The sequence below is a fragment of the uncultured Arthrobacter sp. genome (assembly GCF_902805515.1).
Taxonomy (GTDB): Bacteria; Actinomycetota; Actinomycetes; order Actinomycetales; family Micrococcaceae; genus Arthrobacter_D.
This window is the reverse complement of the sequence record NZ_CADCTE010000066.1, coordinates 31,562-53,756: the sequence shown is the minus strand read 5'-3', so window position 1 is coordinate 53,756 and position 22,195 is coordinate 31,562. Positions and strand designations below refer to the sequence as shown.

Sequence of the window (22,195 nt, the reverse complement as noted above, 5' to 3'; positions counted from 1 at the left end):
TCTTTCGGCAGCCTTAGATTGGGAGCAGATACCAGTGCCATCACTTCTTGAACGAGTTCTCCGCACCGGCGATAAGAAGACACTGAAGAAACTCCGGAACTACGCCGACGCAATCAACATCATCGAGGACGACTTCCGTGCGATGTCCGACGCTGAGCTGCGCGGGGAGACCGACAAGCTGAAAAAGCGCCACGCGGACGGCGAGAGCCTCGACGACCTCCTGCCCGAGGCCTTCGCCGCGGTGAGGGAGGCCTCCCGCCGCACCCTCGGCCTGCGCCACTTCGACGTCCAGCTCATGGGCGGGGCCGCGCTGCACCTTGGCAATATCGCCGAGATGAAGACCGGCGAGGGCAAGACCCTCGTGGCCACGGCCCCGGCCTACCTCAACGCCCTCAGCGGCAAGGGCGTCCACATCGTCACGGTCAACGACTACCTCGCCGAATACCAATCGGACCTCATGGGCCGCGTGTTCCGGTTCCTGGGCATGACCAGCGGGTGCATCCTGTCCAAGCAGGACCCTGCGACGCGCCGCGAACAGTACGCCGCGGACATCACCTACGGCACGAACAACGAATTCGGCTTCGATTACCTGCGCGACAATATGGCCTGGAGCGCCACCGAGCTCGTCCAGCGCGGGCACAACTTCGCCATCGTCGACGAGGTCGACTCGATCCTCATCGACGAGGCCCGGACCCCGCTGATCATCTCCGGGCAGGCCTCCGGCGATGTCAACCGCTGGTACAACGAGTTCGCGAAGGTCGTGAAGAAGCTTTCCGTCGACGCCGACTACGAGGTCGACGAGAAGAAGCGCACCGTCGGCGTGCTCGAGTCCGGCATCGAGAAGGTCGAGGACTACCTCGGCATCTCCAACCTCTACGAGTCCGCGAACACCCCGCTGATCGGCTTCCTCAACAACGCCATCAAGGCCAAGGAACTGTTCAAGCGCGACAAGGACTACGTCGTGCTCAACGGCGAGGTCATGATCGTCGACGAGCACACCGGCCGCATCCTCGCCGGCCGCCGGTACAACGAAGGCATGCACCAGGCGATCGAGGCCAAGGAAGGCGTCGAGATCAAGGCGGAGAACCAGACGCTCGCCACCGTCACGCTGCAGAACTACTTCCGGCTCTACGAAAAGCTCTCCGGCATGACCGGCACCGCCGAGACCGAGGCCGCGGAATTCATGTCGACCTACAAGCTCGGCGTGGTGCCCATCCCCACCAACAAGGAGATGGCCCGCAAGGACCTCGCCGACCTGATCTACAAGAACGAGGTGGCGAAGTTCGACGCCGTCGTGAAGGACATCGTCGAACGCCACGAGACCGGCCAGCCGGTCCTGGTCGGCACCACCAGCGTCGAGAAGAGCGAATACCTCTCCAAGCAGCTGGCCAAGGCCGGGGTCCGCCACGAGGTCCTCAACGCCAAGAACCACGCCCGCGAGGCCGCCATCGTCGCCCAGGCAGGACGCAAGGGCGCCGTCACGGTGGCCACCAACATGGCAGGCCGCGGCACCGACATCATGCTCGGCGGCAACGCCGAGTTCAACGCCGTCGCCGCACTTGAGAAGCGCGGGCTTGACCCGGCGAAGAACCCCGAGGAGTACGAGGCCCAGTGGCCTGCGGCCCTCGAGGCTGCCAAGAAGGCCGTGGAGGCCGAGCAGGACGAGGTCCGCGAGCTCGGCGGGCTCTACGTGCTGGGCACCGAGCGCCACGAATCGCGCCGCATCGACAACCAGCTGCGCGGCCGTTCCGGCCGCCAGGGCGACCCGGGCCGCTCGCGGTTCTACCTCTCGCTGACCGACGACCTCATGCGGCTGTTCAACTCCGGCGGCGCCGAGCGCATCATGAACAGCTCGAGCATGCCCGACGACGTCGCCCTCGAGTCGCGGCTGGTCTCCAAGGCCATCGAGAACGCCCAGGGCCAGGTCGAGGGGCGCAACGCCGAACAGCGCAAGAACGTCCTGAAGTACGACGACGTCCTGAACCGCCAGCGCGAGGCCATCTACGGCGACCGGCGGCGCATCCTTGAAGGCGGCGACCTGAAGGAAAAGGTCGGCTACTTCCTTGAGGACGTGGTGACGGCCATGGTCGATGAGGCCACCGCCCAGGGCCACGGCGACGACTGGGACTACGAGCTGCTGTGGACCAACCTCAAGACGCTCTACCCGATCACCCTCACCATCGACGAGGTCATCGAGGAAGCCGGTGGGAAGTCGAAGATCACCCGCGACTTCCTCCACTCGGAGATCCTCTCCGACGCCAAGCTCGCCTACCAGGCGCGGGAGGATGCCCTCGGCGAGCAGACGATGCGCGAACTCGAGCTCCGCGTGGTCCTGTCGGTGATCGGCCGGAAGTGGCAGGAGCACCTCTACGAGATGGACTACCTCAAGGAGGGCATCGGGCTGCGGGCCATGGCCCAGCGCGACCCCCTCGTGGAGTACCAGCGTGAGGGCTTCATCCTCTTCCAGGCCATGATGGAGGCCATCCGCGAGGAGACCATCGGCTACCTGTTCAACCTCGAGGTCGAGGTCGCCGCCCCCGCGGCACCGGCGTCGAACGGGCTGGGCGTCCAGGACGGCCGCGGACTGGTCCAGGTTCCCTCGATCCGGGCGGCGGGCCTTGAGGCACCGCAGCGCCCGGCCAGCCTGAACTTCTCCGCGCCGAACGCGCAGGGCGAGGTCGAGACGCACGTGGAACGGCTCAAGACGGCCGTCGCCGAAACGAAGGCACGGGCCGAGCGGAACGGCTCCAAGCGACCGAAGAAGTAGCCAAAAGCAGCTCAGCCGATCTCCAGGGCGGTGACCTTCCAGTCGCCGCGGCGGTGTTCGACCCGCAGGGCGACGGCGCGTGCCCGCCTGCGGTCCAGAACGACCAGGGCGGCCTCGAAGGCGGTTTCGGAGACGCGGCACAGCCGCGCGCTGCGGACCGTCACGCAGCGGTAGGCCCGCCGGTCCACCAGGGCGCCGCCCGGGCAGGAGCCGGTGGCTTCGGAGGCTGCGACCTTCTGCATGAGGCAGGCGCGCAGGTGCAGCTTCTCGTAGCTGGCCGGATCGAGCCACCGGGACATCTGGGAGGCGGGGCGGCTGCCCCCGAGGACCTCGACGGCTCCCTGCGCCACGGCGCGCGCGATGCCGCCGACGCGCTCCTCCGCTTCCGGCAGCAGCGCCTCCGGCGGCGGCTGCTCCGGTGGGTCCGCGCAGGACGGGAGGGCCCACGGTGCGGCGGCACGGGCCGGGTGTTCCTGGATTCGTTGCTGGTTTCGTTGCTGGGTGAGGGTGGCCATGGTGGTCCTTTCACTGCTGGGATGGGCGGTCCTGCTGCCGGCTGGGACGCTCAGGGCGGGTCCGGGGCAGCCAGTGTCTGGCCCGGTGTCAGGAGGTCCGGATCCGGGCCGATCAGTGAGGCGTTCCTCGCGTACCAGCGCGGCCAGCTTGCCGCGATGTCGGCGTCCGAGGCGAGGGGACCGAGCCGCGCCGCGGCGATCGACCACAGCGAGTCACCCCTCCGGACAACCACCCGGGCGCTGTCCGCATCCGGTGCCGCGCCCTGCTGGCTTGGCGGCCGGGCCAGCAGGCCGGGATCGCAGGGGAGCGGCAGCGGTTTCCAGTCCGGGCTGACCCGCGGTTCCCGAACGGACGGGTGGGACTGCCCGGGCTGAGGGTCCTCGCCGCGGTCTGCAGGAACGGTCAGGGCCGCGACAGCCGGCACCACGACCGTGGGTGCCGGGACCGCGGGTGGGATCGATGCCGACGGCGGCGCCGAGGCTGCGCACGGTGCGGCCAGGAGATTCGCCCCGAGCAGCACGGCGGCCAGCCGGCGCATGAAGCCTGGAGTGAGGGCCGCCATCCTGGCGGCGGCGGCGGCGCGGCCCCTCCGCTTGAGGACCTCGGCGCCGAGCGCGAGCGCCAGGGCCCCGGTCCACCAGAGCAGCAGGCCCAGGCCGGCAACGGAGACGACGGCGCCGATACCGGTCTCCGGCGCCCGCGAGGCACCGGAGGCAAGCCCCAGTCCCGAGAGGACGAGGACCGCCCCGAGGCCGAGGAGGGCCGCAGGGTAGAGAACCCCCAAGCGCCTTTCCATGGTCTCCTCCCTTGCATTTGCATCCATTTGAGCGCGTTTGATACCGCTTGTATACGTTTACGGCTACTCGAATTCGTTGACCCCCTCTACCCGCCTGCCTACCGTTGGACCATGCGGTGGGAAGCCCTGTTCGGTGATCTCGAGGCCCAGCTGGCGGCCGCGCGGGCGGCCTCGGAGGAAGCGGCGGCGGCAGACCTGCTCAGGATGGAGCAGGCGCGGGTGGCCCTCGCGGACCGGCTGGCCGGTTCCATCGCCCAGGGGCTGAAGGTCCGGACCGGGAACGGGCAGGGCTTCTCCGGCAGCCTGGCCTACGTCGGCGCCGAATGGCTCGTACTCGCAGAGGGGCAGCGCTCCGTCCTGGTGCCCTTCGCCGCGATCCTGAGTATCGAAGGTCTGGGACGTGCCGTCGCCCCGCGCCCGGCGGGGATCCACGCCCGCCTGGGCCTCGCCTCGGCCTACCGCGCGCTGGCCCGCGACCGGGCGCACATCAGCGTCTATGCAGGGTCACCGGTCACGGTCTCCGAGGGCACGCTGGATCGGGTCGGAGCCGACTTCCTCGAGGTGGCACTCGTTCCGCCGGGCGAGCACCGCAGGCCGGCCAATGTCCGGGCGGTGGTGGCGCTGCCCTTCGCCGCGGTCGCCGCGGTGGCCTCCCGCCCCTGACACCATAGACGCTCAGGCGTTGTTGACCGGGTCGGCGCTTCCGCGCAGGGCGGCTGCGGATCTCCGGTAGGCATCGGCGATGTAGTCCTCGAGGACCCGTGCCTCGACGCGCCACTGACCGCGCCCGCCCACCTGGATCGCCGGAAGCTCCCCCGAGCGAACCAGGGCGTAGGTCTGGGAGGAGCTGATATTGAGCACCTCCGCAACGTCGGCGAGGGTCAGGAACCGCTTCTCAGCCACACGAACACCTCTTCCTCAGCCGTGGCCTTGCCTCCACGAGCGCCTCCGTTCCAACCGTGGGCACCCGGCTGGACCTGCCTCAATTCTGTCACTCCACGGCCCCGGAGGTGCCGGTTGTCCACAGATTCGGGCGAGCCGGAAACCTTCTGTTTATTTTGTGTGCCGCCTGCACAACAATGGCAGGAGCGCCGGTGCCCATCCGCCGGTGCCGAAGAGTGCTCCGAAGCGTGCGGAGGAAGCTCCATGAGCGGTAACGCCAGCCGGACGGACGGTCACGCCACCGCGCCGCGGATCGGCAGGCCGTCCTGGCGGGATCCACGGCTCATCATCGGTCTCCTGCTCGTGCTGGCCTCCACCGCAGGGGTTACGGCGCTGGTCGGCAGCCTCGACCGCACCACCGATGTCCTCGCTGCCCGTACCGAACTTCCCGTCGGCACCCGCCTGGAGTCAGGTGACCTCACCACGGTCGCCGTCCGGCTGGGAGGCTCGGAGGAGAAGTACCTTCGGGCCTCCTCCGGCCTTCCAAAGAACGCGGTGGTAACCCGGCTCGTCCGCCCGGGCGAACTGGTTCCGGCCGCCGCCGTCGGCCGCCCCGACGAACTGGACAGGAAACCGGTCGGGCTTCCCATCGAGGACCCCCTCCCCGCGGGCACGGAGCCCGGGGTGCGGGTCGATGTCTGGGTCGCCCTGCCGGAGGCGGCCACCGGGCAGGGCACCCGGTTCGAGCAGCCCCGGCTCCTGCTTGAGGGCGCCGAGGTCTCCGAGATCGCGGTCAACGAATCGGCCCTGGGAACGGAATCCCCGTCCCGGGTCTACGTGCTGGTGGCCGACGAGGCAATGCCTGCCCTGCTGAACGCCCTGTCGAACGGTGCGAAGATCGCCGTGGTGCTGAACCCGCGGGGGAGTCCGTGAGCGGCCCGGTCATCCCCGTCGTCACCGTGGGACCGGCCGCGGGGGAGTACGTTACCGGGCTGGAGGAACTCCACGGCCCGGTGACCGTGGTGCGCCGCTGCGAGGGGGTGCCCGAACTGCTGGCAGCCGGCCAGGCGGGACTGGCCCGCGCGGCCATCCTCTCACCCGGAACCGGAGCGCTGACGGTGTCGCTCCTGGAGCGGCTGCGCGACACCGGGATCGCCGTCGTGGTGCTCGCGGGAGAGGACGAACCGGCCGCGGGGGTCGTGGCGCCCGGGGTACGCCGTGCGCCTCCCGGCATCGCGCCGGACGCGCTGGCCGAACTCGTCACGGCGGCCGTCGAAAGCCTGTCCGGCGCCGCAGGAAGTCTGGGCACCAGCGCCTACGCCGACCCGGCCGCTTCCCTGCCGCCCCCCGGGCAAACCGCCGAGCCGCCCGCCGGCGAACCCGGCGAACCCGGCGGCGGCACCGTCACCGCGGTGTGGGGGCCGATCGGGGCCCCGGGGCGGACCACGGTGGCCGTGAATATGGCGGCGGAGCTGGCGGCGGCCGGCTCCACCGTCCTGCTTGTCGATGCCGACACCTACGGGGCCAGTGTGGCGGCGTTCCTGGGTCTGCTCGATGAGGCCGCCGGACTTGCCCAGGCCTGCCGGCTCGCAGACCAGGGGACGCTCGACCCGGACGGGCTCCGCCGGGTGGCCTCAACCGTCGCCGTGGGCGGCGGCAGGCTGGGAGTCCTCACCGGCCTGACGCGGCCCGACCGGTGGCCCGAGGTGCGTCCCGCGGCCCTGGCCCGGGTCCTCGAGTACGCCCGTGCATGCGCCGCCGTGACCATCGTCGACTGCGGGTTCTGCCTCGAAGCGGACGAGGAGCTCAGCTTCGACACCGCCGCTCCCCGCCGCAACGGCGCGGCACTGCGCTGCCTTGAACTGGCCGACTCCGTTATCGCGGTCGGTGCCGCCGACGCCGTCGGCGTACCGCGCCTCGTGCGTTCGCTGGCCGTCCTGGCCGAGGCGGTGCCCTCGGCCGAGCCGAGGGTGGTGCTCAACAAGGTCCGCGCCGGTTCCGTCGGGCGCTCGCCGGAGGACCAGCTGAGGGAGGCCTGGGAGCGGTTCGGGCCCGGCGCGGCCATTTCGGCCTTCCTCCCTGCCGATTTTCCGGCGGCGGACGAGGCGCTGCTGGCGGGCTCGGCGCTCGTCGAAACTGCCCCGTCCTCGGCCCTGCGGAGGGCGATTGCGGGACTCGCCGATGTGACGGTTGAACAACGCCAACGCCGCCGCATTGGATGGAGCTCCAACGAAGTGAAGTTTTCGTGGATGCCCGTTAGGCTTCCAAGGTAAGGGGCCGCAAGGGAGCGGTCTTTCATCTCGTTACGGAGGCGTTTTTCATGTCGTCTGGATCCAGCGTCACGGATCAGTCCAGTTCAGACACGTCGCTTGAGGACTTCATTGAGCACTACTATGAACACCTCGCAGGGGAGGACGCCGAAGCCTACAGCGGATCAGCGCTGCGTGACCGCGCGCTGACCCACCGCCGGCTTGCCGAGGTACGCGCCGCCGGAGAGCCGGTCGTCGATGTCTTTGACCAGGGCGAGGCGAGCGTCGTCGCCATTGTCACCGATGACATGCCCTTCCTTGTCGATTCGGTCACCGCGGAACTGGTCCGGCAGGGCTGCGCCATCCACCTGGTGGTCCATCCCACCTTCGTGGCGGCTCGCGACGAAGCGTCCCATGCCCTGAACGGTCTTCAGCGCGTCCCCTCCAGCGCCGGCTCCTCAAGCGGAGACACGGCTGCGCTTCCCGACATCTCCCACCTGATCCCCGGGGCCTCCTCGATCGAATCGTGGATGTCCATCGAGATCAACCGGATTCCCGACGAGGAAGCACGCGGCAAGCTCATCGACGGCCTTCACAAGGTCCTGGCCGACGTGCGGGCCGCCGTGCACGACTGGCCCGCCATGCGCGCCCAGGTCCAGAACATCGCGGATTCACTGGACGGGGTCGCCGGCGGCTCCTCCATCCCGGACCTCCGCCAGGCCCAGGAACTCCTGAGGTGGCTCGACGACGGAAACTTCACCTTCCTGGGCTACAAGGAATACGACCTCGTCGTCGAGGACGGCCTCGACGCCCTCTGCGTCCGCCACGGCAGCGGCCTCGGCCTGCTCCGCGACACCGACGCAGACCGGCGGATCCAGCACCTCACGTCGGCGGGCCGCGCCAAGGCCCGTGAGAAGCGCGCCCTGGTGATCACCAAGGCGAACTCTCGCTCCACCGTCCACCGCGCCGCCTACCTCGACTACATCGGGGTCAAGAGCTTCGACGCGCAGGGCAACGTCAACGGGGAGCGGCGCTTCATCGGGCTCTTCGCGACCAGCGCCTACACGGGGTCGGTGCGGAACGTACCGATCGTCCGGGACAAGGTCACCGAGATGCTCCGGCTCTGCGGGTTCCCCTCCGACTCGCACTCCGGCAAGGACCTGCTCTCCATCGCCGAGACCTATCCGCGGGACGAACTGTTCCAGATCGAGGCCGAGGACCTGGTCAGCACGGCCATGGGCATCCTGCGCCTCCAGGAACGCCGCCGCACCCGGCTGTTCCTCCGCCCCGACATCTACGGGCGGTTCATGTCGGCGCTGGTGTACCTCCCCCGCGACCGGTACACCACCAGCGTCCGGCTCCGGATCGAGGAGGAGCTGCGCACCACCTTCCACGCCGACTCGATCGACTTCGAGGCCCGCGTCAGCGAATCGGCCCTCGCGAGGCTGTTCTTCCGGATCCGGCTCGCCCGCGGCGGGGAGGTCCCGCAGGTCGACAGCGCCGAACTTGAGGAGCGGCTCGTCCGGGCCGCCCGGTCCTGGGCCGAGGGCATCGCCGAGGTCGCCCGCGACCGCTTCGACCACGAGGAGGCCGAGCGCCTGTCCGGACTCTGGGGGGAGGCCTTCCCGGCAGGCTACCGGGTGGACTACGAGGTTGAGGAAGCCCTCGAGGACGTCAGCCGCTTCGAGGCCCTCGACGGCTCCACCGGTGCCCCGGGCATGCACGTCTACGTCCCGCAGCGCCCCGGCGCCGAGGAGGACGCGAGGCTCAAGCTCTACCTCATGGAGCCGAAGAGCCTCACCCAGATCCTGCCGTTCCTCCACAACCTTGGACTTGAGGTCCTCGACGAGAGGCCGTTCGAAATCGAACGCGCCGACGGGCAGCAGTACTTCCTGTACGACCTCGGCCTGAGGTATCCGGCCGGCATCAGCCCGCTCGAAACGGCCGATCTGCTCAAGGAGGCGTTCGCCGCCGCCGTCGTCGGTGCCAGCGAGTCGGACACCTTCGACCGCCTGGTGGTGCGCGAGCACTTCAGCTGGCGCCAGGTGCTGATCCTGCGCAGCTACGCCAAGTACATGCGCCAGATCGGCAACGCGAACTCCTACGGCTTCGTCGCCGACACGCTGCTGCGCAACGCCGGCGTGGCCCGGGCGCTCGTCGCGCTGTTCGAGGCACGGTTCGACCCCGACCTGACCTCCGACCGGGAGGCCGCGGCCGCGGCTGCCCGGTCGGACCTCGCCGCGGGACTCGAACGGGTCGTGACCCTCGACGCCGACCGCGTCCTGCGCTCCTACGCCAACCTCATCGACGCGACCCTGCGCACGAACTACTTCCAGAACAAGCGGCACGTCAGTTTCAAGCTCGACACCCCCTCGATCGAGGGAGCGCCGTTCCCGCGGCCCAAGTTCGAGATCTGGGTGTACTCGCCCCAGGTCGAGGGTGTCCACCTGCGCTTCGGGGAGATCGCCCGCGGCGGGCTGCGCTGGTCGGACCGCCGCGAGGACTTCCGCACCGAGGTGCTGGGCCTGGTGAAGGCCCAGACCGTCAAGAACGCCGTCATCGTGCCCACCGGGGCCAAGGGCGGATTCTTCCCCAAGCAGCTTCCCGACCCTACGGTCGACAGGGCAGCCTGGCTGAACGAGGGAACGGAGAGCTACCGCACCTTCATCCGCGCCCTGCTGGACATCACCGACAATCTGGTCACCGTCGACGGGAGGGAAACGGTAGTCACGCCCGACCGGGTGGTGCGCCACGACGGCGACGACTCCTACCTGGTCGTCGCTGCGGATAAGGGCACCGCGTCCTTCTCCGACATCGCCAACGGACTGTCGGCGGAATACGGCTTCTGGCTCGGCGACGCCTTCGCCTCGGGTGGCTCGGTGGGCTACGACCATAAGGCGATGGGCATCACCGCCCGCGGTGCCTGGGAATCCGTCAAGCGGCACTTCAGCGAATTCGACCTCGACACGCAGACCCAGGACTTCACGGTGGTCGGTGTCGGCGACATGAGCGGGGACGTGTTCGGCAACGGGATGCTCCTGTCCGAGCACATCAAGCTCGTGGCCGCCTTCGATCACCGGCACATCTTCCTCGATCCCAACCCGGACCCCGCGGCCTCCCACGCCGAGCGCCGGCGGCTGTTCGAGCTGCCGCGCTCCAGCTGGGAGGACTACGACGCCTCCCTGGTCAGCGAAGGCGGAGGAATCTACCCCCGGCAGTCCAAGTCGGTTCCGGTCTCGGACCAGGTCCGGGCCGTCCTCGGACTGGAGGACTCCGTGACCACGCTCAGCCCGCCCGAACTCCTGAAGGCCATCCTGAGCGCGCCGGTCGACCTGCTCTACAACGGCGGCATCGGCACCTACGTGAAGTCCTCGGCCGAAACCAACGCCGAGGTCGGGGACCGCGCCAACGACGCGATCCGGATCAACGGCAGCGACCTGCGGGTCAAGGTCGTCGGCGAGGGCGGCAACCTCGGCATGACTCAGCGCGGACGGATCGAGGCGGCGCTGAACGGCGTGGTGCTCAACACCGACGCGATCGACAACTCCGCCGGTGTCGACTGCTCCGACCACGAGGTCAATATCAAGATCTTCGTCGACCGGATGGTGAAACTGGGCCGGATGACCCCTGAGGAACGCCCCGGGTTCCTCCACTCCATGACCGATGAAGTCAGTGAGCTCGTCCTGCGCGACAACATCGACCAGAACGTGCTGCTGCTCAATGACCGCCAGCGGATCATCGAGTGGAGCCCCAGCTTCGAGCGGCTGATGGACTGGCTTGAGGCACACGCGGACCTGGACCGTGGCATCGAGGCCCTGCCCACCACCAAGGCGCTGCGGGCCCGGATTGAGACCGGGAAGGGCCTGACCTCCCCGGAGCTGTCGGTCCTGGCGGCCTACGCGAAGATCGAGCTGGCCAAGGCGCTGACCAACAGCGACCTGCCCGATGACCCCTGGTTCTCCGGCACCCTGCGCCGGTACTTCCCGCACCAGCTGGTGGAGCGCTTCGGGGACCTGCTCGACACCCACCCGCTGCGCCGGGAGATCATCGCGACCACCGTCGCCAACGACATGGTCAACATGGGCGGGATCACCTTCGCCTTCCGCGTCATGGAGGAGACCTCCGTTTCCGAATCCGCTGTCGCCCGGGCCTTCGTTGCGCTGCGTGAGATCTACGAGCTCGACTCGATCGTCACCGCGCTCGAGGCACTGCCCGCGGACTTCCCGACCGAGCACTGGTGCGAGGTCCATCTGGACCTGCGGCGCCTGCTCGACCGGGCCGTCCGCTGGTTCGTGAACCACGTCGAGGCCAGCACCCCGGTCGAAGAAAGCATCGCGGCGTTCAAGCCCCTCATCGACCCGCTGCGGTCCCGGCTCTCCTCCTTCGTGCGCGGCGGAGACCTCGACCGGGTTCGGAAGTGGACTGCCGTGGCGCAGGAGCGGGGGCTGCCCGAGTCCATCGTGACCACCTGGGCCGAACAGTTCGAATCCTTCGCCCTGCTTGACATCGCCTTCAGCACCCGGCGGGTCGACGAGCCGGTTGAGGACATCGCCCGGGTGTACTACGCCGTCTACGATTACTTCGACGTGGACAACCTCCTCGAGCGCATCACCCACCTTCCCCGCAAGGACAGGTGGCAGGCGCTGGCCCGGGCGGCGCTGCGCGACGATCTCTACTCGACCGTCGCCGACATCACCGTCGCGGTGCTCAAGGCCTCGGAGAGGCTCCGCGGAGGCGAGCCGATGGCCCGCCTGCACGAGTGGGAGGCGCAGCACGCCGACCAGCTGGCGCGGGCCCGGAACATGTTCGACGAGGTCAACCGCCTCGAACAGGACGATATCTCTTCGCTCTCGGTGGCGCTGCGCCTCCTGCGCTCCATCGTCCGCTGATTGACAGGAATTTATGGCTATCTTCACCGACCCGATCCGGGACTATCAGGGCTTCGCGCCGGGGGACGCGGAGTGGCTGCACCTTCTGGTGGGGGACTGGCAGATGGTGGCGGACCTCGCGTTCGCCGACCTCGCCCTGTGGTTTCCACTCGACGACGGGGGGTACGTCGCGCTGGCGCATGCCCGGCCTTCGACCTCGCACACCGTCTTCCACAGCGACTTCGTGGGGGAGCGGATCCGGGCGGACCTGCTTCCGCTGGTGAACCGGGCCTGGGAGAGCCAGCGCATCGAATGCACGCCGGACGAACAGTGCGTGGAAACCGCCATGCGGGTCGAGGCGGTCCCCATGGTGCGCAACGGCCGGACCCTGGCCATTGTGACGACGCATATGGACATGTCCACCCCGAGGATGCCCTCCCGGCTGGAACTCACCTACCGGCAGTGCGCGCAGGACCTGCTCCGGATGGGCACCCTGGGCCTCTGGCCGGACTTCGCGACACCGACGGGCTCGCGGCGGGGCGCCCCCCGCGTCGGTGACGGACTCATCCGCATGGACGTCGACGGGATCGTCGAATATGCCAGCCCCAACGGGGTCTCGGCGTTCCGGCGGCTCGGGGACGTGGAAACCCTCGAGGGACGGTCGCTGGCCGAGATCACCACCCCGCTGCTGAAGGACCGGCGGATGGTCGATGAGACCCTGCCGCTCGTGGTGACCGGGCGCATGCCCTGGCGGTCCGAAATCAGCTCCCGCGGCGTCAGCCTGTCCCTGCGGGCGATCCCGCTGCGGGACGAGGCGGACCGCTTCGGGGCGCTGGTGCTCGTGCGGGACGTCTCGGAACTGCGCCGCCGGGAGATGGAACTCGTCTCCAAGGACGCCACCATCCGGGAGATCCACCACCGGGTGAAGAACAACCTGCAGACCGTCGCCGCCCTGCTGCGGATGCAGTCGCGGCGGATGGTCAGCGACGAGGGCAAGCAGGGCCTCGAGCAGGCCATGCGGCGGGTTGCGACCATCGCCCTGGTGCACGAAACCCTGTCCCAGGGGCTTGCGCAGAGCGTCGACTTCGATGAGCTCATCGAGCGGCAGTTCCGGCTCTCGGCTGAGGTCGCCTCGCCGTCCCACGCGGTGCGCACCGAACGCAGCGGCTGTTTCGGCGAGCTGCCCAGCGACTTCGCGACGCCGCTGGCCCTCGTCATCAATGAGCTGGTGACCAACGCCGTCGAGCACGGACTGGCCGACCGCAGCGGCACCGTGTGGCTCACGGCGAACCGGCGCACCGACCGCGACGGCGAGGAGCTCCTTGACGTCACGATCGCCGACGACGGCGTGGGCCTGCCTGCCGGGGACTTTCCCCAGGGCCTCGGCCTGCAGATCGTCCGGACGCTCGTGAACAGCGAACTCGGAGGGACCATCGAGTGGAGTGCCCGGGAGGGCGGTGGCACTGCGGTGCACCTCGAGATGGGCCTGCACAATGACCGGCGCGCCTGAGCGGTTGGATATGCCGGTCGGATACGTCGGCTGGCTACGTCGGTCGGTGATCTCCCCGGAGCCCAGCTGCAGGGGTCCGGCTTAAATGCAGGAGGGCCGCCCGCGGGCGGCCCTCCTGCATGTGCTGGCTGCGGCCGGTCGGCCGCCCAGCAGCTGGTTATGAGGCGCGGCGGGCTCGCGCGGCCCGGCGCTTGAGCGCACGGCGCTCGTCTTCACTCATTCCGCCCCAGACGCCTGCGTCCTGTCCGGATTCGATCGCCCACTGAAGGCAGGTGTCGATGACGGGGCAGCGACGGCAGACGCTCTTCGCCTCTTCGATCTGAAGAAGCGCCGGCCCGGTATTTCCGACCGGGAAAAACAACTCCGGGTCCTTGTCCAGACACGCAGCGCGGCTACGCCAATCCATGCTGACCACTTTCTCCTTTAGCCCTCATCCTTGTGAAAACATTCACGAGGGCCCTCATAGTAAAGGGGCCGTATGCGGCCCCCGCTTTCATCTCAGATCAAGGCTGTCACGTTACGTCACGGTAAACAAGAGCTAATACACCGAGAGTTGCGCAGACGGATGAGGGTTAGGTCACAAGAGGGTGCGGGAGGGGTCCGGTCTTGGCCGTACTGGAACTATCTCCGGTAGGGTGCCAGTGTGTCAAGACCCACCGAGCCAGCTCCCCACCTCCGCCCGGCAGGCGTCGCCGTGATCGCGGGAATCCTCCTGCTTGAGGCCCTGGGCTTCCTCGGAGTCGGAGCCCTCTTTATGAGCACCCTGGCCATGGGCGACCTGGTCTCCGTCGGGGGAACGGTCTTCCTGGCGGTGTTCCTGATCCTCCTTGCCATCTGGCTCGTGGTGCTGGCGCGTGCGCTGTGGCGGGGTTTCCGCTGGCCGCGTTCGGCCGCCCTGGTGATCCAGCTTTTCCTCGTCATCCTTTCGGTGTCGTTCTTCTCCAGCGGGTCGGTGGTGATCGGCCTCGCGATGCTGGTGCCGGGTGCGGTTGTCCTGATCGCCCTCTTCACCCGCCCGGTCCTGAACTACACTTCACGGACCACCGGGGAAACCCGGACCCTGTAGGGCGTCATGGGCCGCCTTCGGGACCCTGCGCAAGCTGCACCGGCAGCTGCCGGCCCGAGTCCAGCACCACCGCGCGTCCGGGTGGGCCGACACGGTCCCAAGGCTCCAGCCGCACCCCGAAGACCTCGCCGTCGGTTTCGGACCTCGGTGCCAGGACGACTCCGCGGCCCGCAGCCCGGGCCAGCCGGGCGAGTGGCCGCTGGGTCAGCAGGAACCGGTGGCCCGCCGTGAACACCGCCCGAGCGCCGGACGCGAGGCATGCCTCAAGGATCGGGTGGAGGGCGTCGGGCAGGGTCTCCGCGTCGTCGATCAGCAGCAGGCACCGCGCCGGGTCCGTCACCAGGGGAGGGCGGCTCCCTGAAGCCCGCCAGTAAGCCGCCGGATCGTCCCGGGGCCGCAGGCGGTGCAGCCAGGCCGGGGCCTGGTTCTCGAGCAGGGCCAGGAGGGTCGATCTGCCCGAGGCCGGAGGTCCCACCGCGGCCCAGAGGCCCCCGGCTTCAAGCCCAAGGAAGACAGTCTCCAGTTCGTCGCCGCCGACCCCGATGGGAATCCGGCAGGCCGCGCCGGTTCCGGTGGCCGCCTGGAGGTCCGTCGACCGGACGCGGACCGGGAGCGGGTCAACCCGGAAGGGGCGCCGCCGCGGCGGCCGCGGCGCCGCTGCACCCTCCCGCGGCCGAATGATCAGCTGGGCGGGGGCGCCGTCGTCGAGCAGGACCGGGCCAAACCGCGCCGTGCCGAATCTACCGAAGGCAACTCCCCGTCCCGGCACCGGGTCGACCGCCGGCAGCCGGGGCCAGCCGGCGGTCACCTCCGGGGGCGTTCCCAGGGGCAGGTAGACCCGGTTCGGCACCTGCCCGACGAAGCGCGCAGCGGTCAGCTCCCTTTCACCGGTGATCACCAGCGACACCCCGGCGGCGGGACCGTCGCGGACGATGTCGTGAAGCAGGTCCTCGGCGGCGGAAAACCGGCGGGACCGGAAGGTGCCCGCCCACCGGCCCCAGCCCGAGACCGCGAGGAGAATCGGGGGAGTCCCGGGTGCGGCGGGCGCCGAGAGCCGTTCGAGGACCACTGCCGCGAGGCGGAAGAGGATCCGTTCCGCCCGGACCGGTTCGTGGGCGGCGGCGTACGCTCCGGTCTGGGGTGCGTCGGAGGCGGAGGCGAGCGTGAAGTCGCCATCGAGGATATAGAGGTGCGTGTCCGGCTGGACCAGCAGGCACTCCGTGAGGGTGTGCCGGAGCGCTCCGGCTGCTCCGGAGGAGGCCGAACCGATGAAGGCGAGGTGGGAGCGGCCGGGTGCCCAGCGCAGGAAAGGCTGGGCCTGCCGGTCGGGAAGGTCGAGCAGTCCCAGGGTGAGCGCCTCCGGCACCGACGCCCCGGGGCCCGCGGGAAGGAGCTCCGACGGCAGCGGAGGGAGGACCGGGCGGTACTGATCGGGGGTGCGGCTCACCAGGGCCGCTTCCGCGATCCTTTGAACGAGCCCCCGAACCGCGTCCGGACCCTCCTCCGGCGCCGGACCGGGCGCGTCCGTGCGCGTTCCTTGAAGCCACTCGGCCAGCTCCAGGACGGGGCCCGGTCCCGGGGGCGGCCCGGCCGTCGACGCCACCTGGAACTCCCTGGGCTCCCCGGAGCCGACCTTCAGGAAGCCCCGACCGGGCAGGCCCACCGCGATGGCCGCGGCCTGGATCGAGCCGATGAGGTCCAGGGATTCGATGTCGTTCTGGACCCGAAGTGCAATCGACGCGGTGATGTTTGTCCGGAGATCGGCAGTGACGGCGCCGGTGGGCCGCTGGGTCGCCAGGACCAGATGGACCCCGAGAGACCGGCCCAGCGCCGCACACTTCATCAGGTCCCCGGCGGCTCCTGGGACTTCATCGCTCAGCCTGCGGAATTCATCGACCACCACCACGAGCCGCGGGAGGGACACCGCCGTCGACGCCGACAGCCCGGCGATGTCCTGGACGGAGTGGTCGGCGAACAGTTCCTCCCGTCGGCGCAGCTCGGCCCGGAGCGACCGGAGCGCGCGCTCCACCGACTCCGCCGACAGGTCCGTCAGGAACCCGACGCAGTGGGGCAGCCCGCTCAGCAGGCCGAGGCCCGAGCCTCCCTTGAAGTCAAAGAGGAGGAAGTTGACCCGCGGGGGTGGATAGCGGGCCGCGATGCCGAGGACCAGGGAACGCAGCAGCTGTGATTTTCCGGACCCCGTTGTGCCGGCGACCAGGAGGTGGGGCCCCTGCCTGACCAGATCGAAGACCTGGGGACCTCCCGGGGCAGCACCAATCGGCGCTTCCAGGCTGTCCTTTTCCGCGCCGTCGCACCACTGCTCGCCCAGTTCCCGAGCGGAAGGCGGAGCCGGAAGGTGCAGCCCGTCCTCGAATGAGGGGGGAGGCCGCACCCGGCGCCCGCCCGGTGGGGTCCGGGTCGAGGCTGTACCCAGGGCACGGGCAGAGGCTTCGAAGGCCGGGGCACCCACACGGTCCGGAATGAACCCGAGGCGGCCGGAGCCACGGACCACGGTGGCCCGGCCCGGCCGCACCGAGATGGTAATTGCCTCGGCCCACTCGCCTGCCGGAACGGGCCCGGGAGCCGCCGAAAACTCAATCAGCACCGGGCCGGGCCCTTCACGGATCACCGCCTCCAGCGCGGCGGGCGTGGACACGAGGCGGACCCCCGGCAGGAACCGCGCCGCGGTGGGCAGTTCGGACGGCAGGCCGCGGCAGATCACTCCCGCGTCGGATCCGAGTACTGCTGAGAACTGGAGCAGGATGAGCCGGCCCATGCCAAGCACGTCCTCCCGGGGGCCGTGCAGCTGGATCCGGGCGCGGAAGGGGCGTTCGGACGCCGGTCGGAACGGGAGCACCACGGGCATCCGCTTGAGGATGGGCGGCGTCCATTCCGGTCCCGGGCGGGTAAGTCGAAGGTTCGCCTGCTGGTCGGCCTCGCCCAAACGGATATTCGCGGTCCGGGAAGTCTGATCTGCCGCGGACGGGGAGGCCGTGCCCGGGTCGGTCCACCGGTCTTCCGGGCCGCGCCCGTAGGCCCGGAGGGCGACCGACCCGGCATCCAACACCGCCGCGCAGCGTCGCTTCGCATCGGCCCCGGCGGCGCTCCGGACGGCGGCCTCGAACCGCCGCCGGCGTCGACGCACGGCCCAGATCGACAGCAACCCGGTCAGCGAGGCGACCGCGGCGAAGGCGAGCAGGAGCCACATCTTCAGGGCCAGCGCCAGGACCGCCCCGCCCACCACCGGCAGCAGGACCGTCGGCGTGAGGAAGCGCTCGCGCTCCGACACGGGCTCGGCGGTGATGTCCAGGGGTTCCCCGAGGTCCCCTGGGCGGAATTCCGGGCGGCAGGCTCCGGTGAGGGCGAGGGCGCACCGCGAGCCGCCCATAACGAGCGAGGAGGAGGAAGAAATCGGTGCCTCGGTAATCCGGTTCCCGTCCACCCACGTGCCGTTCGCCGAGCCCGCATCGCGCAGCAGGACGCGGTCCTCTCCGACAGCCAGCACCGCGTGGCGCCGGGACAGCGCCGGATCGCGCAGCGAAATGTCGCAGCCCGACCGGCCGATCGAGTACGAACCCCGCATTAAGGGGAAGATGAGCCCGGCATCCGGTCCGGAGTGCACGACAAGCATGAGGGCGGAACGTGCCGGCGAGGGCCCAGGACCGGCACGGCCGCTCCCGGCAACGAGGACGGCCCCGTTGACCAGGGGAGGGACGCCCGGTTCGAGTGCGGCAAGGGGGATGCCCGCGACCGAGAGGCAGAGGTCCCCGAAGCGGAGGGTGAGGTGCCCGGCCAGGTCCGCTCCGGACATCGGCCGCTGGAGATTGACAACGAGCTCGCAGGGGAGGTGTGACGCGGTGGCGGCAGGGGCTCCGGGGCCCGCCACCACGGAAAGGTGAAGCTGCATACCCGCTCCAATGCTGAATGCTCCTCCGGCGAGGATAGGCAGTGTCCGGGTGGCAGGAATGCGGCCGGCAGGCGTTGTGGACAACGCGGCCGGACGGTCCTGGGCGCCCGGGGTCAACCCGATCGACGGTGGAACACAGGTGATGGTGCGGCCGCAGTACGTACCTGGACAGGCAGAGCAAGACTGTGCTGTTGCAAGACCACCACTCAGGCGAATCAGTGCATATGCACCCTCCACCCACGCCTCAATGGTTCCATGGCGTCTCCTTTGCCAAGAGGTCGCGGAAGCTGCGCGGGGACTGGCCGGTGAGTCGCTGAACGGTATCGGTGACGCGGTCTTCGGATCCTGCTGCGATGGCTACGTCCATGTCGGTCAGCATCGTCGCAAAGGATTTCGGCATGAGCGCACTCAGGCGACCGACCATGTGATCGTAAGATAAACGACGGTGCGCCACTGGTCGATTCCATATTTCGGTGATCCTGGTAGCGACATCATCGAAGCTCAGTGCTTCGGGTCCGGTAAGGATGAGTTCATCATTGGGTGCCTCTTCGTCGGTCAGCGCGTGAACTGCCACCGATGCAATGTCCCCGGCGTCGATGAATCCGACTCGGCCGTCGCCTGCAGCTGTCCAAATGGTGCCATGGTCCCGAATGCTCATGGCATGCGGGTGCGTTCCGGTGAAGTTCTGCATGAACCATGAGGGCCGCAGCACCGCCCACTGATCGAATAGATCAGGCAGGGCATCGTGCACCATCCCCACCGCTGGGCCGCCCCGGGCAATGGCTGAGGAGCTCAGCAGCACGGCGCGGAGCACACCCACAGCGCGGGCCTGTTTGAGGAACGGCAGCATGACCGACGCCGGGTCGGATTCACCTAAGGGCGGTATGAGGTAGACGCGGTCAACCCCGTCGAGGGCGTCGAAGTGGGTGGACGGGTCATACCAATCAAAAGTGACAGGTGTCGCTCCTGCGACGGCAGAGGCGCGCCGGCTGGCGGCCTTAGCCCGGTAGCCCACGGCAGCCAGTTGGGCAACGATGCGGGTGCCGGTGGTGCCGCTGGCACCGATGATCAATGCACTGCCGGTGGTCATCAGTTGGTCCTAAAGTCGGTGCCGGCCGTGGAGACGGCGAGGGGGTTCCAGTAGTCGCGGTAGGAGGAGAAGCAGCCGTTGTGAACAGTGACGACGGCGATATAGGTCATGTCGTACGGGCTGTCCGATGTCACTATGCGTCCGGTAGCACGCATCTCCACCACGATGGTCGCCGGGTCGGAGGTCTCATGAACCACGAGGTCGGGAATGTCCTGCAGGTCGATGTGGTCGGAGTAGTTCCGCATGTACGCGGCGATGGCCTCCTTCCCAGCCAGATGCGTGGGCCAGCCGGTGGGGGCGAAGGGAAACTCCATTCGTCCGTCTTCGGCCCACAGCTCGACCCAAGCGGGGACGTTCTTGTCCAGGAGCAGTTGCACACCGTTGCGGAACGTGTCCGCCGGCGAGATGGGCATAGACATGAGTACTCTCCTTATATCGAAATCGAACCCTTGGTCCGGATTAAGAACAATACGGACCGGTGGTCCGTATTACAAGGAGAGCCGTATGACCGAACGCAAGCCTCGTAAGGACGCCGTCCGTAACCGTTCGGCCGTTCTCGCTGCCGCCGACACCCTTTTCCATGACTACGACAGTTCGAAGGGCGTCACCATGGCCGACGTTGCCGCAGCGGCCGGCGTCGGCAAAGCAACGATTTTCCGGGCATTTGGCGATCGTGCGGGCCTGATTCGGGCGCTGTGCGAGGTGCGGCTCGAAGTAACCATGGACGCCATTACAGCCGGTCCACCTCCCTTAGGGCCTGGTGCCCGCCCGCAACAGCGCATTCCCGCAGTGCTCGACGCCTTGCTGTGCTTCAAGCTCGACAACCGCCACCTCGCACTGGCCCTGGAGGAAGCAGCGGATTTGGGCCCCTACCGGGCAGAGAATTACGACCGATGGCATGATCTGCTCCAGCTCATGCTGGAGCAGATTCCCGGTATGACCCACAGCGACTTCACGGCTCACGCACTACTTGCCGTCACCCGAGCCGATCTTGTAGATCACCTAGCGGGCAACGAGCGGGTATCACCCGAACAGATGCGGACACAGTTGGCAGACTTCACTGCCAGGGTCCTCCACCCATACCCCCTATAGGGCGGACATCAACCGGGGTTAAGGGGACGCCGGACCCAGCTGGTGCAGTGGCGCGCCCGATACCGCCAAGGCGGTTAATTGCGGGCACAACCTATAGGCTTGCCTCGATGCCCTCGAAGGGTGAGCCCTCAAAATCCTAGAAAAAGGTCATGCTGCTGTGAAGATTGCTGTTATCGCGCTCGGAAAGATCGGACTGCCCCTGGCCGTCCAGTTCGCGTCCAAAGGCCACGAGGTCGTTGGCGTCGACGTCAATGCCGCAGTTGTCGATCTGATCAACAGCGGCCGGGAGCCGTTCCCCGGAGAAGCCCACCTTCAGGAACAACTGGCCGAGCTCGTACCCGCAGGCCGCCTGAGGGCGACCACCGACTACGCCGATGCCGTTCCGGGGGCGGACGCCGTCGTCCTGGTCGTGCCGCTCTTCGTTGACGCTGATGCCAACCCCGATTTCGGCTGGATGGACGGGGCGACCGCCGAGCTCGCCCGGCACCTCACACCGGGAACCCTCGTCTCCTACGAGACGACGCTGCCGGTGGGAACCACCCGCAGCCGCTGGAAGCCTGCGCTTGAGTCGGGATCCGGCCTGGTTGAAGGGAAGGACTTCCACCTCGTCTTCTCCCCGGAGCGCGTGCTGACAGGCCGGGTCTTCGAGGACCTGCGGAAGTACCCCAAGCTTGTTGGCGGGCTTTCTCCCGAAGGCGCGAAGGCCGCCGTGGAGTTCTACGAGGCCGTCCTTGACTTCGATGAGCGCCCCGACCTGCAGCGCGGCAACGGCGTCTGGGACCTCGGCTCCGCCGAGGCATCCGAGCTGGCCAAGCTCGCCGAGACGACCTACCGCGACGTCAACATCGGGCTGGCCAACCAGTTCGCGCGCTACGCCTCAACGGTGGGCATCGACATCTATCAGGTCATCGAAGCCTCAAACTCCCAGCCCTACAGCCACATCCATCAGCCCGGCATCGCCGTGGGCGGCCACTGCATTCCCGTTTACCCCCGGCTGTACCTGTGGAACGACCCCGCCGCCACCGTCGTGCGCGCGGCGCGGGAAGCCAACGCCGGAATGCCCGACTACACCATCGGCCTGCTCGAGGGCGCCTACGGCTCCCTCGAGGGAGCACGGGTGGTAGTCCTCGGTGCCGCCTACCGCGGCGGAGTCAAGGAAACGGCCTTCTCCGGGGTCTTCGCCGCCGTTGACGCCCTGCAGTCCCGCGGGGCCACGGCCTTCGTCAACGACCCGATGTACACGGACGAAGAACTCGAGAAGCTGGGATTCACGCCCTACCACTTCGGAGAGCCCATCGACGCCGCCGTCGTCCAGGCCAACCATGCCGAGTACGCCTCGCTGAGCCCCTCCGACCTTCCCGGCGTGAAGGCGTTCATTGACGGCCGCCGGGTCAGCAGCGCCGAAAAGTGGGACGGTGTGGTTTACCGCGTCATCGGCAAGGCCTGATCGCC

General features: G+C 68.7%; 16 protein-coding genes. 9 read left to right on the top strand and 7 right to left on the bottom strand.

Features of this window, described 5'->3' with window-relative positions; translation table 11 throughout:
- The first annotated feature begins 34 nt into the window (after nucleotides 1-34).
- Complete coding sequence (gene secA / locus QZX79_RS05460; protein ID WP_294565725.1) at nucleotides 35-2,767, top strand: preprotein translocase subunit SecA; 2,733 nt, start codon at nucleotides 35-37, stop codon at nucleotides 2,765-2,767.
- A gap of 11 nt (nucleotides 2,768-2,778) precedes the next feature.
- Here the strand turns inward: secA and QZX79_RS05455 are convergent, their stop codons facing one another.
- Nucleotides 2,779-3,282 carry an Rv3235 family protein gene (locus tag QZX79_RS05455; protein WP_294565722.1) on the bottom strand — a complete coding sequence of 168 codons (504 nt, stop codon included), beginning with the start codon at nucleotides 3,280-3,282 and terminating at the stop codon, nucleotides 2,779-2,781.
- Nucleotides 3,283-3,332: 50 nt separating this feature from the next.
- Nucleotides 3,333-4,079 (bottom strand): LysM peptidoglycan-binding domain-containing protein, encoded by a 747-nt coding sequence (locus tag QZX79_RS05450; protein ID WP_294565719.1) that lies wholly within the window; start codon nucleotides 4,077-4,079, stop codon nucleotides 3,333-3,335.
- Between the two features lie 111 nt (nucleotides 4,080-4,190).
- Between QZX79_RS05450 and QZX79_RS05445 the strand changes: the two genes are divergently transcribed.
- A complete protein-coding gene (locus QZX79_RS05445) occupies nucleotides 4,191-4,742 on the top strand; it encodes a hypothetical protein (RefSeq protein WP_294565716.1) in 552 nt (183 codons plus the stop codon).
- A 12-nt stretch (nucleotides 4,743-4,754) separates the two neighbouring features.
- Here QZX79_RS05445 and QZX79_RS05440 read toward each other — a convergent pair whose 3' ends face one another.
- Nucleotides 4,755-4,982: a helix-turn-helix domain-containing protein gene (locus tag QZX79_RS05440; RefSeq protein WP_294565713.1), complete on the bottom strand. Its 228-nt coding sequence runs from the start codon at nucleotides 4,980-4,982 to the stop codon at nucleotides 4,755-4,757.
- Nucleotides 4,983-5,225: 243 nt separating this feature from the next.
- On the opposite strand from QZX79_RS05440, the gene QZX79_RS05435 reads away from it, so the two are divergent.
- From QZX79_RS05435 to QZX79_RS05420, 4 genes are read left to right on the top strand one after another with little or no spacing between them, the layout of a single operon-like run.
- Complete coding sequence (locus tag QZX79_RS05435; protein WP_294565710.1) at nucleotides 5,226-5,894, top strand: hypothetical protein; 669 nt, start codon at nucleotides 5,226-5,228, stop codon at nucleotides 5,892-5,894.
- Nucleotides 5,891-7,234 carry a P-loop NTPase gene (locus QZX79_RS05430; protein WP_294565707.1) on the top strand — a complete coding sequence of 448 codons (1,344 nt, stop codon included), beginning with the start codon at nucleotides 5,891-5,893 and terminating at the stop codon, nucleotides 7,232-7,234. The genes QZX79_RS05435 and QZX79_RS05430 overlap by 4 nt, the downstream gene beginning before the upstream one ends.
- A gap of 47 nt (nucleotides 7,235-7,281) precedes the next feature.
- Nucleotides 7,282-12,099: an NAD-glutamate dehydrogenase gene (locus QZX79_RS05425; protein ID WP_294565704.1), complete on the top strand. Its 4,818-nt coding sequence runs from the start codon at nucleotides 7,282-7,284 to the stop codon at nucleotides 12,097-12,099.
- Between the two features lie 13 nt (nucleotides 12,100-12,112).
- Complete coding sequence (locus QZX79_RS05420) at nucleotides 12,113-13,588, top strand: sensor histidine kinase (protein ID WP_294565702.1); 1,476 nt, start codon at nucleotides 12,113-12,115, stop codon at nucleotides 13,586-13,588.
- 157 nt (nucleotides 13,589-13,745) lie between these two features.
- Here the strand turns inward: QZX79_RS05420 and QZX79_RS05415 are convergent, their stop codons facing one another.
- On the bottom strand, nucleotides 13,746-13,994 hold the full coding sequence (locus QZX79_RS05415) for a WhiB family transcriptional regulator (protein WP_086994524.1): 249 nt from the start codon (nucleotides 13,992-13,994) through the stop codon (nucleotides 13,746-13,748).
- 237 nt (nucleotides 13,995-14,231) lie between these two features.
- Between QZX79_RS05415 and QZX79_RS05410 the strand changes: the two genes are divergently transcribed.
- On the top strand, nucleotides 14,232-14,654 hold the full coding sequence (locus QZX79_RS05410; protein WP_294565700.1) for a hypothetical protein: 423 nt from the start codon (nucleotides 14,232-14,234) through the stop codon (nucleotides 14,652-14,654).
- 4 nt (nucleotides 14,655-14,658) lie between these two features.
- On the opposite strand, the gene QZX79_RS05405 is transcribed toward QZX79_RS05410, so the two are convergent.
- The 3 genes from QZX79_RS05405 to QZX79_RS05395 all read right to left on the bottom strand — a co-directional run bounded on the left by QZX79_RS05405 (nucleotide 14,659) and on the right by QZX79_RS05395 (nucleotide 20,070).
- Complete coding sequence (locus QZX79_RS05405) at nucleotides 14,659-18,561, bottom strand: FtsK/SpoIIIE domain-containing protein (protein WP_294565697.1); 3,903 nt, start codon at nucleotides 18,559-18,561, stop codon at nucleotides 14,659-14,661.
- Nucleotides 18,562-18,805: 244 nt separating this feature from the next.
- Entirely contained in the window at nucleotides 18,806-19,651 is an 846-nt protein-coding gene (locus QZX79_RS05400; protein ID WP_294565692.1) for an NAD(P)H-binding protein, read from the bottom strand.
- Entirely contained in the window at nucleotides 19,651-20,070 is a 420-nt protein-coding gene (locus tag QZX79_RS05395; protein ID WP_294565689.1) for a nuclear transport factor 2 family protein, read from the bottom strand. The genes QZX79_RS05400 and QZX79_RS05395 overlap by 1 nt, the downstream gene beginning before the upstream one ends.
- An 85-nt stretch (nucleotides 20,071-20,155) precedes the next feature.
- Here QZX79_RS05395 and QZX79_RS05390 point away from each other — a divergent pair, with 85 nt between their 5' ends.
- Nucleotides 20,156-20,743: a TetR/AcrR family transcriptional regulator gene (locus tag QZX79_RS05390; RefSeq protein ID WP_294565686.1), complete on the top strand. Its 588-nt coding sequence runs from the start codon at nucleotides 20,156-20,158 to the stop codon at nucleotides 20,741-20,743.
- Between the two features lie 157 nt (nucleotides 20,744-20,900).
- Nucleotides 20,901-22,190 (top strand): nucleotide sugar dehydrogenase, encoded by a 1,290-nt coding sequence (locus tag QZX79_RS05385; RefSeq protein WP_294565683.1) that lies wholly within the window; start codon nucleotides 20,901-20,903, stop codon nucleotides 22,188-22,190.
- Nucleotides 22,191-22,195: the final 5 nt, after the last annotated feature.